Annotated in this window: 13 protein-coding genes; 4 read left to right on the top strand and 9 right to left on the bottom strand. The window is 61.4% G+C overall.

Annotated elements, in window-relative coordinates:
- Nucleotides 1-5: 5 nt before the first annotated feature.
- The 4 genes from lpxK to M5B44_RS18560 form a co-directional block, all read right to left on the bottom strand.
- Nucleotides 6-1,016 (bottom strand): tetraacyldisaccharide 4'-kinase, encoded by a 1,011-nt coding sequence (gene lpxK / locus M5B44_RS18575; protein WP_248740113.1) that lies wholly within the window; start codon nucleotides 1,014-1,016, stop codon nucleotides 6-8.
- A complete protein-coding gene (locus tag M5B44_RS18570; protein ID WP_007950767.1) occupies nucleotides 1,016-1,444 on the bottom strand; it encodes an ExbD/TolR family protein in 429 nt (142 codons plus the stop codon). Before M5B44_RS18570 ends, lpxK begins: the two co-directional genes overlap by 1 nt.
- On the bottom strand, nucleotides 1,441-2,076 hold the full coding sequence (locus M5B44_RS18565) for a MotA/TolQ/ExbB proton channel family protein (RefSeq protein WP_162803506.1): 636 nt from the start codon (nucleotides 2,074-2,076) through the stop codon (nucleotides 1,441-1,443). The genes M5B44_RS18570 and M5B44_RS18565 overlap by 4 nt, the downstream gene beginning before the upstream one ends.
- A gap of 89 nt (nucleotides 2,077-2,165) precedes the next feature.
- Nucleotides 2,166-4,409, bottom strand: a complete 2,244-nt coding sequence (locus tag M5B44_RS18560) for a DNA internalization-related competence protein ComEC/Rec2 (RefSeq protein WP_248740112.1) — start codon at nucleotides 4,407-4,409, stop codon at nucleotides 2,166-2,168.
- Nucleotides 4,410-4,545: 136 nt separating this feature from the next.
- On the opposite strand from M5B44_RS18560, the gene M5B44_RS18555 reads away from it, so the two are divergent.
- A complete protein-coding gene (locus tag M5B44_RS18555) occupies nucleotides 4,546-5,064 on the top strand; it encodes a DUF2062 domain-containing protein (RefSeq protein ID WP_114884766.1) in 519 nt (172 codons plus the stop codon).
- Nucleotides 5,065-5,118: 54 nt separating this feature from the next.
- Here the strand turns inward: M5B44_RS18555 and M5B44_RS18550 are convergent, their stop codons facing one another.
- From M5B44_RS18550 to M5B44_RS18535, 4 genes are all read right to left on the bottom strand, one after another.
- The gene (locus tag M5B44_RS18550) at nucleotides 5,119-5,898 is read right to left on the bottom strand and encodes an ABC transporter permease (RefSeq protein WP_248740111.1); all 780 of its coding nucleotides are present in this window, start codon (nucleotides 5,896-5,898) and stop codon (nucleotides 5,119-5,121) included.
- On the bottom strand, nucleotides 5,895-6,827 hold the full coding sequence (locus M5B44_RS18545; protein WP_248740110.1) for an ABC transporter ATP-binding protein: 933 nt from the start codon (nucleotides 6,825-6,827) through the stop codon (nucleotides 5,895-5,897). The genes M5B44_RS18550 and M5B44_RS18545 overlap by 4 nt, the downstream gene beginning before the upstream one ends.
- 132 nt (nucleotides 6,828-6,959) lie before the next feature.
- Nucleotides 6,960-7,583 (bottom strand): glutathione S-transferase family protein, encoded by a 624-nt coding sequence (locus M5B44_RS18540; protein ID WP_248740109.1) that lies wholly within the window; start codon nucleotides 7,581-7,583, stop codon nucleotides 6,960-6,962.
- Nucleotides 7,584-7,626: 43 nt separating this feature from the next.
- The gene (locus tag M5B44_RS18535; RefSeq protein ID WP_248740108.1) at nucleotides 7,627-8,286 is read right to left on the bottom strand and encodes a transglutaminase-like domain-containing protein; all 660 of its coding nucleotides are present in this window, start codon (nucleotides 8,284-8,286) and stop codon (nucleotides 7,627-7,629) included.
- 247 nt (nucleotides 8,287-8,533) lie between these two features.
- On the opposite strand from M5B44_RS18535, the gene M5B44_RS18530 reads away from it, so the two are divergent.
- Together M5B44_RS18530 and M5B44_RS18525 are read left to right on the top strand one after the other, a co-directional pair.
- Nucleotides 8,534-10,981 carry an acyl-CoA dehydrogenase gene (locus tag M5B44_RS18530; RefSeq protein ID WP_248740107.1) on the top strand — a complete coding sequence of 816 codons (2,448 nt, stop codon included), beginning with the start codon at nucleotides 8,534-8,536 and terminating at the stop codon, nucleotides 10,979-10,981.
- Nucleotides 10,982-11,055: 74 nt separating this feature from the next.
- Nucleotides 11,056-11,463 (top strand): PA2817 family protein, encoded by a 408-nt coding sequence (locus tag M5B44_RS18525; RefSeq protein ID WP_007950758.1) that lies wholly within the window; start codon nucleotides 11,056-11,058, stop codon nucleotides 11,461-11,463.
- Between the two features lie 63 nt (nucleotides 11,464-11,526).
- Here the strand turns inward: M5B44_RS18525 and M5B44_RS18520 are convergent, their stop codons facing one another.
- Entirely contained in the window at nucleotides 11,527-12,522 is a 996-nt protein-coding gene (locus M5B44_RS18520) for a LysR family transcriptional regulator (protein WP_085710952.1), read from the bottom strand.
- A gap of 90 nt (nucleotides 12,523-12,612) precedes the next feature.
- On the opposite strand from M5B44_RS18520, the gene M5B44_RS18515 reads away from it, so the two are divergent.
- Nucleotides 12,613-13,239 carry an alanyl-tRNA editing protein gene (locus M5B44_RS18515; RefSeq protein WP_248740106.1) on the top strand — a complete coding sequence of 209 codons (627 nt, stop codon included), beginning with the start codon at nucleotides 12,613-12,615 and terminating at the stop codon, nucleotides 13,237-13,239.
- Nucleotides 13,240-13,307 lie beyond the last annotated feature (68 nt).

The following is a 13,307-nucleotide window of genomic DNA, read 5'->3' as shown; positions in this document are numbered from 1 at the left end:
ACGGTTTAAGGCAAAAGACGATCCGGCAACAGGCGCATCAGTTGCGTGTCGAACCAGGCCACGAAGGCCGGCGACGGCACGGCATCGACCGCCAGGTACCACCAGTCGGCGGCAGCGAAGGCGCGGCACTTCACCGCATCCTTTTCGGTCATCACCACTGGCAATGACGGCGTGAAACTCAAGGCCTGCACGCTGTATTCGGCGTGGTCGGCAAACGCGTGGGGCACAGGCCGCCAGTCTAGCGCTTCGAGGGTATTGAAGAAACGTTGTGGATTGCCGATCCCGGCGACCGCATGCAGCGACTGCCCGGCCGGAAAATGTTCGAGGGACTGGCGTTCGCCGCTGAGCAGATTGACCAGCGCCGTGGGCTGCAGGCGGAAAGCGAAACCGTCTTCGCGGTCCGACGCCGCGCCGTTGAACAGCACGCCATCGACGCTTTGCAGACGCTCGATCGGTTCACGCAATGGGCCGGCGGGCAGGCAGCGCTTGTTGCCCAGCCCACGGGCGGCGTCGATCAGCACCAGCTCAAGATCACGGGCCAGACGATAATGTTGCATGCCGTCATCGGACAGGATCAGGTCCAGCGGTTCACTGGCCAGCAAGGCTTTGACGGCAGCGCTGCGGTTCGGGTCGATCATCAGCGGCACACCGGTGCGCTGCACGATCAGCAGCGGCTCATCACCCGCAATGTCGGCGCCTTGATCGGCTTCGACCCGCCACGGCAATTGCGGCGGCTTGGCGCCGTAGCCGCGACTGACCACCCCGACCCGCAATCCGCTGCGCCGACAGTGTTCGATCAGCCACAGAATCATCGGCGTCTTGCCGGTGCCACCCACCGTGATATTGCCGACCACGATCACCGGCACCGGCGACTGATAGATCTCGCCCTCGCCGTCGAGAAAACGCTGACGCTTGCCAGCCACCACGCGGCGATACAGCCACTCCAGCGGCCGCAACAGCGTCAGGGCCGGATGCCCCTGATACCACGCGGCGAGCAGACGATCGGACATGGCCATCAGGATTTGGGCGCCGCCTCGACCGTGGTCATGCGCAAATGGCTGAAACCGAGCTTGCCGGCCGCGTCCATGGCGGTGATCACGGATTGGTGCTGAGTCTTGCCATCGGCACTGATCGACAACGGCATATTGGTGTCACCGTTGGCTTCTTTCTGCATGGCTTCCATCAGGGTCGCCAGGTCGTTCTTCGGCAGAATCTTGTTGTTCACCGAGAACACGCCTTCAGCGCTGATGGCAACGTCCAGTTGCTTGACCTGCTGATCCTCGGCCGGCGAACCGCTGACAGCTTCCGGCAGATCGACGCGCAGCTGGGTTTCGCGGGTAAAGGTGGTGGTCACGACGAAAAACAGCAGCAGAATGAACACCACGTCGATCAGCGACGCGAGGTTGATATCGATGGTTTCCCGGGGCTTGCGACGGAATTTCACGCTTTGCCCCCGGCCAGATCGACGTCACGGTCGCCCTGCACCACTTCTACCAGTTTGATTGCTTCCTGCTCCATGCCGACCACCAGTTCATCGATGCGGCGTTGCAGGAAACGGTGGAAGAACACGGACGGGATACCGACCATCAGGCCCGCCGCCGTGGTGATCAGCGCCTTGGAGATACCTCCGGCCAATACCGAAGCGTTGGTGGTCATGCCGGAGCCGGTGAAAGCGCTGAAAATATCGATCATGCCCAGCACCGTGCCCAACAGACCCAGCAACGGCGACATGGCGGCGATGGTGCCCAGCGCATTGACGTAGCGTTCCAGCTCGTGGATGACCCGGGCGGCGGCTTCTTCAATGCACTCTTTCATGATCTCGCGACCATGCTTGGAGTTGGCCAGGCCCGCAGCGAGGATTTCACCCAGCGGCGAGTTGGCGCGCAATTCCTTGAGTTTTTCCTTGTTGAGCTGCTTGTCCTTGATCCAGACCCAGACCTGACCCAGCAGATGCTCAGGGGTGACGCGACTGGCGCGCAGCGTCCACAGGCGTTCGGCGACGATCGCCATGGCGGCGATGGAACTCAGAATGATCGGCAACATCATCCAGCCGCCGGATTTGACCAATTCCCACACAGTGACAGCCCCCTCGAAAAAGTGCGCCACTTTACCATACCGGTTCGCGATAAAGACCCGTCCCCCCGACGACCGTGCGCTGCCTGTGCTCAACGGTACTCCGCACCCGGCAGCGGCGGGTCGCGCCAGAAGCGGCGTTGCTGACGCATCGACCGGGCCGGCTGGAATCGGCCCAGTTGCAGATGAATGGCACCCTGCTCGGCGCTGTCATGGATGCGCAGACCCAGCTTGCGGTAACGAGCAATGACCGTCGGATGCGGATGCCCGAACGAGTTGCCCTGCCCTCGGGAGATCAGCACGTCCCGGGGCTGCAAAACCTTGAGCAACGCCATCGAGGAAGAACTGCGGCTGCCATGGTGCGGAGCCTGCAGCCACTGGGTCGGAACCGCCAGCGCGCTGTTGAGCAAATCCCGTTCGGCAGCGACGTCGATATCGCCGGTCAGCAGCAGTCGCTCGCCGCTGGCCTCGACCTGCAGGACACAGGAACGCTGATTGCTGTCATGGGCATCGGCCCATTGCCATAGATGGAAGGCAACGCCGTCCCACTGCCATTGCTGACCGCTTTCACAGGTTTCAGCGTTCAGCGCTTCGGGCAGCCCCGGTGGATCGCCGCTGATCACCCGACTGACCGGCAAGCCTTTTGCCACGGCCATTGCCCCACCGGCATGGTCGGCGTCGGCATGGCTGAGCAGCATCAGATCGAGTCGCTCCACACCCAGTTTGTGCAAGGCTGGCAGTACCACTCGCTCGCCGACATCGAAATCGCCGAAGCGCGGCCCGGTGTCGTACAGCAACGTGTGGTGGCGGGTGCGGATCAAAATCGCCAGACCTTGGCCGACGTCGAGCTGCCAGACATCCGCCACGCCTTCGGCCAGCCGCTCCCGGGGCGGGAATGCCAGCACCAGCAGTAACGGCCAGCCCAGGGGACGCATGGGAATACCTCGGGGCAGCAATAACAACGCGGCACCGATGCAACCCAGCGCCAGGATCCATCCCGGCATCGATGGCGCCACCCACGCCGGCCAGCGCCCGGCGATCAGGGCCAGGGCATGGAACAACCCGTCGACCAGCCCGCCGGCCAGCCACAACAGGCCTTCGCCGACATAGGGAATCGGCAACAACAAAGTGCCCAGTAATGCCGGCGGCAGCACCGCAAAACTGATCCACGGCACCGCCAGCAGATTGGCCAATGGTCCGCTGAGACTGATCGGCAGGCCCAGGATCAGCAGCACCGGGCACAAACCGATCGCGATCAACCATTGCGCCCGCGTCCAGGTCTGCCACCAGCGCCACGGCCCCAGACGACCGCCGAAGGTAAAAATCAGCACTGCCACCGCAGTGAAGGACAACCATAGCCCTGGGCGCAGAACCGCCAGCGGCTCCATCAGCAGCACAACATTGAAGGCCAGCAACAACGGCCACCAGGCACCGAGATGGCGAAAGCGCAATCGCCACAGCAACACCAGCGCAACCATTACGCAGGCTCGTCGCACCGGCACATCGAACCCGGCCAGCAACCCGTAACCCAGCGCCGCCACGAACGCCAGACCACAGGCCCACGGCAGCCATGGCCAACGCAATGGCCACACACCGAATCGCGCCAGCCCGGCGACCAGCCCGTACATCACCGCCGCCAGCAGACCAATGTGCTGTCCGGAAATCACCAGCAGGTGCACGGTGCCGGTGTCCTGCAGGATCTGCCAGTCCTCGCGACCGAGCCCCGAGCCATCGCCCAGCACCAATGCCGCCAGCGCCGCGCCCCGGCCCTGTGTATCCACCTCCAGCAGACGCTGTCGGATGCCGTCCCGCCAGGCCCACTGCGCCTCCGCCAGCCGACGGCCGTCCTTAACTGTGCCGGTGGCACCGATGCGTTGCGCCAACAGCCAGGCCTCGTAATCGAAGGCATCGGGATTGAGCAGCCCGCCGGGACGTTTGAGTTTGACCGCCAACCGCCAGCGCTCGCCGCTGTTGACCGCTGGCCCGTCATACCAGGCCAAACGCATCAGCGAAGGCAGTTTCCCGTGACGCGAACGGGCATCGGCCAACTCAAAGCGCACAACCCCGTCGCCGCTCTGCGGCAGGCCGACTATCCGTCCTTCCACCCAGCGCGTCTCGCCGTCCAGCTCCACCGGCAGTCGATCATCCAGCGCCCACTGCGCACCGATGCACGACCAGGCGAAGCCGAACAGCAAAAATGCCAGCGGATAACTGCGAAACGGTAACAACATCAGTGCCACCACCGGCAGCCACAGCATCCACCCGACCGGCGGCAAGGCCGGCAAAAAAACCGGGGCCAGCAGAGCGACTGCCAGCGCCATCATCCCTGTGCGCATACGCCCGTCCTTGAGAGTCCCCTCTTCAGGCATAGCCCCTGTGGGGCACAGGCGTCGTCAACAATTGTCACAAAGTCTGAATGGGCGCTTCGTAGAATCCAGACATACTTGCCGCCTTAACCGACCGAGAAGCCTTATGCCCCGGCGCTTATTCAAACGTTACATGCCCGACCCGACGAGCATCAGGGAACACAAATCCTTACGCTTTCTCGGCAAGTTGCTGCATGACCCGAACCTCTGGCACCTGAACCGGCACTCGGTGGCCCGGGCCATGGCCGTCGGCATTTTTGCGGCTTTCCTGCCGATTCCCGCGCAGATGCTGGTGGCCGCCGCACTGGCCATCACCGTGCGCGGCAACATGCCGATTGCCGTCAGTCTGGTCTGGCTGACCAATCCGGTCACCATGCCGCCGGTGTTCTACTGCACCTACAAAGTCGGGGCGTGGCTGATGGACATCCCCGCCCGCACCCTGCCGGACTCATTGACCTGGGAGTGGATCAGTGGCGAACTCTCGACCCTGTGGCAACCGTTCCTGCTCGGTTCGGTGGTGGTCGGGCTGGCGCTGGGTGCCCTCGCCTATTGCCTGGTAATGATGTACTGGCGCTGGTGGGTCGCCCGGCAATGGGCGCGACGCAAGAAAAGTCGCCAGTCCTGAATGCAAAACGGCCTCCGCAGTGGGAGGCCGTTTTTTATTGCAGCGCCGGAGGGATCAGGTACGCATGCCGCGACCGCTTACCAGCAATCGCGCACAACCGAAGTACAGCACCACGGTCGCCACCAGCATGAAGGTGATCGCGATACCGATGCGGATATCCGACACACCGAGGATGCCGTAACGGAAGGCGTTGACCATGTGCAGCACCGGGTTCGCCAGCGACACGGTCTGCCAGAACGGCGGCAGCAAGGTGATCGAATAGAACACGCCACCGAGGTAGGTCAGCGGGGTCAGCACGAACGTCGGGATGATCGAAATATCATCGAAGTTGCGCGCAAACACGGCGTTGATGAAACCCAGCAGCGAGAAGATCGTCGCCGTCAGCACCACCACCAGCACGGTAACGCCCAGGTGATGCACCTGCAGGCTGGTGAAGAACAGCGACAGGATCGTCACGATGATGCCGACCATCAGGCCACGCAGTACACCGCCGAGGGTGTAACCGATCAGGATGGTGTGCGGCGACACCGGCGACACCATCAGTTCTTCGATGGAACGCTGGAACTTGCTGCCGAAGAAACTCGACACCACGTTGCCGTAGGAGTTGGTGATCACCGACATCATGATCAGCCCCGGCACGATGTACTCCATGTAACTGAAGCCCCCCATGCCGCCGATCTGCTTGCCGATCAGGTTGCCGAAGATCACGAAGTACAGAACCATGGTGATCGCCGGCGGCAGCAGGGTCTGCGGCCAGATCCGGGTGAAGCGCCGGACCTCGCGGTAAACAATGGTGTTGAGGGCGACGAGGTTGGGGCGCAGTTCGGAACTCATACCGCCACCTTCGACAGATTTTTCTCCACCAGGGACACGAACAGCTCCTCGAGGCGATTGGTTTTATTGCGCAGGCTCAGCACTTCGATGTTCTGCAGGGCCAGTTGGCCGAACAGCGCAGTGATGCCCATGGATTTGTCGACCTGCACTTCCAGGGTATGCGCATCCACCAGACGGGCCGGATAACCAGCCAGTTGCGGTGCAACCGCCAGATCGCTCTTCAGGTCGAGCAGGAAGGTCTCCACATGCAGTTGCCCGAGCAACTGACGCATGCTGGTGTTCTCGACGATGGTGCCGTGGTCGATGATGCCGATGTTGCGGCACAACTGCTCAGCCTCTTCCAGGTAATGGGTGGTGAGGATGATGGTGATGCCTTTCTGGTTCAGTTCGGTGAGGAACGTCCACATCGAGCGGCGCAGTTCGATGTCGACGCCAGCAGTCGGTTCGTCGAGGATCAGCAGGCGCGGCTCGTGCACCAGTGCCCGAGCGATCATCAGACGGCGCTTCATGCCGCCGGACAACGAACGCGACGGCACATCGCGCTTGTCCCACAGGCCGAGCTGGGTCAGGTACTGCTCGGCGCGTTCCTTGGCGATTTTCGCCGGGATGCCGTAGTAGCCGGCCTGGGTGACGACGATGTCGAAAGTCTTTTCGAACTGGTTGAAGTTGAATTCCTGGGGCACCACGCCGATCGAGCGCTTGAGCGCCGCGGGGTTCTTGTCCAGGTCGTGACCGAAGATATTCACCGTGCCGCTGGTCTTGTTCACCAGGGTCGAGAGAATGCCGATGGTCGTGGATTTGCCGGCGCCGTTGGGGCCGAGCAAGGCGAAGAAGTCACCTTCGGCGACGTCCAGATCGATACCACTCAAGGCCTGGAACCCGTTGCCGTAGGTTTTGGTTAGCTGCCGGATGGACAGAGCGGAACTCATATCGGATTACGCACCAAGAAGAGAAAAAAGGACTGAATGACGGCGGGCGGCGAGGGAGACAACCGCGGCGCACAAGCGCAATGGTGCTTGCCGCCGCCGCACAAGTACAGTCAAGTGTGTCGATAGTAGGTATTAAGTCAACGCGGTCATGACGGCTTTCTGATAAGCCGGACGCTGCTTCAGTCGCGCGTACCAGGCCTCCAGATGAGGCATCGGCGCACGCTCGATCGGCATCTCGAACCAGGCATAAATGAAACTGCCGAGCGGAATGTCGCCCATGCCGATTTCACTGCCGGACAGATAAGGCTGGTTTTTCAGGGCCTGATCGGCCATGGCCAGCAAGCCTTCGCATTCCTTGATCGCGGCATGGATCGCCGGCCAGTCCTGCTTGTCCGCCGGGGTGCGCAGAACGCCCCAGAACACCGTGCGGAAAGGACCGGCGAAACTGGACGTGGTCCAGTCCATCCACTTGTCGGCGATGGCGCGGGTCTGCAGATCCGCCGGATACCACGGAGTGTTCGCCGCATGCCTGGCCAACAGGTAGCGAACGATGGCATTGGACTCCCACAACACAAAACCGTCGTCTTCGATCACCGGCACCCGACCGTTCGGGTTCATCGCCCGGTACTCCGGCGTATCGACCACGCCGAACGCGCCACCGGCATCGATCGCCTCATAGGCCAGCCCGAGTTCTTCGGCGGCCCACAACGGTTTTCTGACATTCGACGAATTCTTGCGACCCCAGATCTTCAGCATGACCGCCTCTTTTCCATTGAGTGGGCGAGCAGCATACGCCGGATCAGCGGCTGCCGACATCACCGCGCAGGTCACTGGACAGTGGCGTCTGCTGATCGTTGAACAGGTGCGGATAGCATTTCTGCAGATGTTCGAAGAAAAAGGATTCCGGTACATCGGCGAACTGGCCGTGATCGACCAGGTACTCCATCAGCAGCGCGCCATCGCTGTTGTACGGGTGGAAAACGCTGTCGTTCATGCCGTCGAATTCCAGCGGCGCAACGTTGAACATTTCGCAGAGTTTCTGGTTGAACGCGGGGGTGGCTTTCACCCAACGATCGTTGAGAAACAGCTCGGTATAACCATGCATGGCGAACACTTCGCTTCTCAGCAGTTCAAGCAGACGCGGTGTCGACAGGTGATTTTTCACATCCGCCAGACCGATGCGTGCGGGGATCCCGCAATGGCGCGCGCAACCGGCGAGCAGCGTGGCCTTGGGCACGCAATAACTTTCGCCCGCCGCCAGCGCGTAGCTGCCGCGCAAGGTCTGAGGGTCACGGCTGAAGGTGTACATGTTGTAACGCACCGCCTCGCGCACGGCGTAATAAAGACTGATCGCTTGCGCGCGCGGGTCGCGGCTGGCACCACGGTGCCGTTCTGCGAACTCCACCACCGAGGGGTGGTCACTATCGATGAAGCGGCCGGGGCTCAGATACTCGCGCATGACGACATTCTCCTGGGTGAACCCGGAGTCTAGCGAGAGGATCAGCACAGAGATAACGACGTTTCGGCCAAACATGGACGCAAAGCCGCGGAGTCTGCGAACGATTTCCTACGCGTGTTGCCCACCGAAACTACAAAAGCCATCCAGGGTTTCCCACGATTTAGATCAACTTGTTCTGACCGCCCCGTTTTGCAGATGCCGTCTAAGCTCTGGAGGGTCGTTCGCCCTGGTTCACGGAGGATTGAATATGCTGTTGTTGTGGATACTGGTTCTGATCGTCGGCGTGGCGTATCTGGCCCACCGGCGCATCGCCCCGCTGCCGGCACTGGGCATCGTCGCGGCCTATTTGCTGGCGATGGGGATTTTCAGCCACGCGCCAGGTTGGTTGCTGCTGATCTTCTGGGTCGTACTGGCCATCGTCGCGGCTCCGTTGCTGCTGCCGGATCTGCGCCGCAAACACTTCAGCGCGCCGCTGTTCAGCTGGTTCCAGAAAACCCTGCCACCGATGTCACAAACTGAGCGCGATGCGATCGATGCAGGTACGGTGTGGTGGGACGGCGAACTGTTCAGCGGTCGTCCTGACTGGGACAAACTGCTGTCCTATCCCAAGGCGCAACTGAGCGACGAGGAACAGGCCTTCATCGACGGCCCGACCGAAGAACTCTGCGCGATGGTTACCGACTGGCAGATCGGCCAGTCGATGGACTTGCCGGCCGAAGCCTGGACCCACATCAAGGAACACGGTTTCTTCGCCCTGATCATTCCCAAGGAATTCGGCGGCAAGGGCTTTTCCGCCTACGCCCACTCCCAGGTCGCGATGAAGCTGGCAACCCGCAGCGGCGACCTCGCTTCTACCGTGATGGTGCCCAACTCCCTCGGCCCGGCCGAACTGTTGCTGCACTACGGCACCGACGAACAACGCAATCATTACCTGCCACGACTGGCCCGGGGCGACGATATTCCGTGCTTCGCGCTGACCGGCCCGCTCGCGGGTTCCGACGCCGGCGCCATGCCCGACACCGGGATCATCTGTAAGGGTGAATGGGAAGGCCAGGAAACCCTCGGCCTGCGCCTGAACTGGGAAAAACGCTACATCACCCTTGGCCCGGTCGCGACCCTGCTCGGCCTCGCCTTCAAGGCCTATGACCCGGATCACCTGCTCGGCGACAAGGAAGACCTGGGCATCAGCCTCGCGCTGATCCCTACCGACACTCCCGGCGTGGAAATCGGCCGCCGCCACCTGCCGCTGGGCGCCGCGTTCATGAACGGCCCCAACTCCGGCAAGGACGTGTTCATTCCGCTGGACTTCCTCATCGGCGGCCAGGACATGCTCGGCAAGGGCTGGATGATGCTGATGAACTGCCTGTCGGTCGGGCGTTCGATTTCGCTGCCGGCGGTGGGTACCGGTGCGGCCAAGTTCACCAGTCTGGTCACCGGGCAATATGCGCAGATTCGTGAGCAGTTCAATGTTCCGCTCTCGGCATTCGAGGGCATCCAGGAAGCCATGGCGCGCATCGGCGGCAACGCGTGGATGATGGACGCTGCGCGGATGCTGACCGCCAACGCGGTTGATCTGGGCGAGAAGCCCTCGGTGCTGTCGGCGATCCTCAAGTATCACCTCACCGAACGCGGTCGCGAGTGCATCAGCCACGCCATGGACGTGCACGGCGGCAAGGCGATCATCATGGGCCCGAACAACTACCTGGGCCGCAGCTGGAATGGCGCACCGATCTTCATCACCGTGGAAGGCGCGAACATTCTTTCGCGCAACCTGATGATCTTCGGTCAGGGCGCGATTCGCTGCCATCCGTTCGTACTGAAAGAAATGGCCCTCGCCGGACGCGAGGACAAGGATCAGGCCCTCAAGGAGTTCGATGGACTGCTGCTCAAACACATCGGTTTTGCCGTGAGTAACGCCGCCAGCACGCTGGTGCTGAACCTTGGTTTCGGACATTTCGAACATGCGCCGGGCGACAAGCTCAGCCAGGGTTACTTCCGTGCCCTCAACCGTCAGGCTGCCGCATTTGCCATGCTGGCCGACCTGAGCATGATGCTGCTGGGCGGCGAACTGAAACGCCGCGAGCGGCTGTCGGCTCGTCTGGGCGATGTGCTGAGCAACCTGTATCTCGCCTCGGCGGCGCTCAAGCGTTACCACGACCTCGATTCCCCGGCGTACATGGAGCCGCTGTTCAGATGGGCCATGGAGGAAAGCCTCGGCCAGTCGGAAAAGGCCCTTGATGAACTGCTGACCAACTTCCCGAACCGGGTTTTCGGCTGTCTGTTGCGAGTGATCGTGTTCCCGTTCGGTCGTCGTCACAAAGGTCCTTCGGACAGACTCGGTGCCGAAGTGGCAGCGGTCATCGGTCGGGCCAAGGGCGATCCGGCGCTGGAAGAACTGCTCGCCGGTTGCTATCGCCCGCAATCGGCGGACGATGCGGTCGGTGCACTGCAACACGCCTGCGATCAGTTGAACGCTGCGCAACCGTTGCACAAGAAACTGCACACCTCACTCAAGAGCGGCCAGGTCAAACCGGTCGCCGGCGAACACGCCATCGATGCGGCGCTGGAAGCCGGGGTGTTGCAGGCAGTGGAAGCACAAACCCTGCGCGACGCCGAAGCGGCGCGGCGCAAGGTGATCGATGTCGATGACTTCGACAAAGAGGAACTGAAACCGGCGGACGGCAAAATCCGCTGATCCCTTCAATCAGTGAAAAACGGGCGCAGGGGCTTTATACTCCCGCGCCCGTTTTGCTCTTGAGGACTTATCTCGTGTCCAACGTCGTTGCCGATCATCTGGTTTTGCTCGACCACCTGCGCAGTATCCTGGTCGCCGTAGGTGAGGCCGATCAGGTTCCCGAAGAAAGCCATGCCCTGTTCCTGGAGCGTTTCGACGAACTGCTGGCGTCACTGCCGATCGAGCCGATCGAAAGCCAATACCTGGGCCAGGACATCCTGACTCAAGTGATTACCCGTTACCCGCAGATTGCCCACCTGATCCCGCGGGATCTGCTGTGGTTCTTCGCCGGCGACTGCCTGCACTACCTGTCCGATGAAGAAATCGACATGTATCAGGCACTGGAAGAACGTCGCTACGAAGCTGAACAGAACGACGAACCGTTCGACTGGAATCAGGAAAAACAGCTGCTGGCGATGTCCGCCCAGGACAGCAAGCACTGATTTTCGCCAGACAATGAAAAGGCCCGCATGGTGATCCATGCGGGCCTTTTTTTTGCGCCGCCGTTACAGCAGCCCTTCACCCTCCGGCAATTCGTACTCGGCCAGCGATTTTGCAGCGTTGGGTTTTCCCGGCTTGCTCAATGTCGGCTCTTTCTCCAGGCACTCCACCAGATAGTCGATGAACACCCGCAGCTTCGGCGGCAGATAACGCGTTGGCGAATGCAGCAACCACAGTCCGCCATGGTAGGACGCCAGGAATGTCCAGTCCGGCAGAACCTGCACGACCAGACCCTGTTCGAGGGCATAACGAGCGGTGAAATACGGCAGGCTGCCGATACCGATGTGCTGCAACACAGCGCCCAGACGCACGCCGGTGTGATTGGCGGCATACCGACCACGCACGCCGACCGTCACTGCCTTACTGCCCTTCTTGAATTTCCAGCGCGCATCACTCGGGGTTTCTCCCAGATAGATGCAGCTGTGATTGAGCAAATCATGGGGATGAGTCGGTGTGCCATGCTCGGCCAGATATTGCGGCGTCGCGCAGAGCAAATGGTCGATGGTCAGCAATTGCCGCCCGACCAGCCCTGCCGGCGGCCGCTCCGTGATGCGAATCGCCAGGTCGACATGATCGTCGATCAGGTCCACTTGCCGGTCTTCCAGCAGCAACTCCACATCAACCTTCGGATAACGGCGTAGAAACTCCGGCATATGCGGATGAATCACGAAGCGCCCGACCGCTTTCGGAACGCTGACCCGCACCAGGCCTTCGGCTTCGTGGGTGAACTGACCGCTGATTTCCATCACCGACCGGGCCGCGCTGACCATCTCCTGACAGCGTTTGAACACTTCTTCCCCGCCGTCGCTCAAGCGCAGTTTGCGCGTGGTGCGTTGCAGCAGCCGCGTGGCCAGTGCCTTCTCCAGTCGGGAAATACTGCGGCTGACCGCCGAGGGCGAAGAGCCCAATTGACGAGCGGCTTCGGAGAAGCTGCCGGTCTCCACGACCTTGACGAAAATCGCCATTTCACCGAGCAACGGCAGAGGAAGATTTATGCTCACAGCGCAACAGTCCTTTGATGTTTGAACGGATTATCACGTTATTGCACGATTCATATAATTAAAAAAGAAACTTTAATAAGGGCATGGAATATGACGCTTCGCCTCTTTTTCCATAGTGATGACCTCAAGGCCAATGTGGAAGTCCTCGACTGCACGCCCCACGAGAACGAATTCGCTGTGGTGCTGCGCGCCACTCTGTTTCACCCGCAAGGTGGCGGGCAGCCTTGCGATACGGGCTGGATCGGCGACAGCCAGGTCATGCGTGTCGTACAGGAACCGGACCGGATCATTCATTTCGTCGACCAGCCGGTGCCACTGGGCATGACCCAGATCCGCATCGATGAGGAACGTCGCCGCTTCAACACCCGCATGCATTCCGCCGGGCATTTGATCGGCCACTTTGTCCAGGCCATGGGCTGGATGCCGATCAAGGCACACCACTGGCCGGACGAAGGCCGGGTGCAATTCAAGCCCGGGGATTGTGCTCAGGAAGTCGATGCGCAAACCGTTCAATACGGCATCGGGCAATGGATCGAACACGATCTGCCCCGCCTGACGTCCCTACGCGAAGGCGCGCGGGAAATCGGCTTCGGTGAACTGCCAGCCTACGGCTGCGGTGGCACCCATGTACGCAGCCTGAAGGATCTGGGCACAGTCACGATCGCGTCCCTTTCGCAGAAGAAGGGCACGCTGTCCGTCCACTACAACGTGGATTGAGGATTTCGGACGCTGCCGGTTGCAGCGTCCGACGCCGGGGGAACCGCATTCGCCGGTTCCGTTGACTA

The sequence above is a fragment of the Pseudomonas sp. MWU12-2029 genome (assembly GCF_023242425.1).
Taxonomy (GTDB): Bacteria; Pseudomonadota; Gammaproteobacteria; order Pseudomonadales; family Pseudomonadaceae; genus Aquipseudomonas; species Aquipseudomonas kribbensis.
Note: the sequence above shows the minus strand (reverse complement) of the source record. Positions and strands in the feature narration are given on the sequence as shown.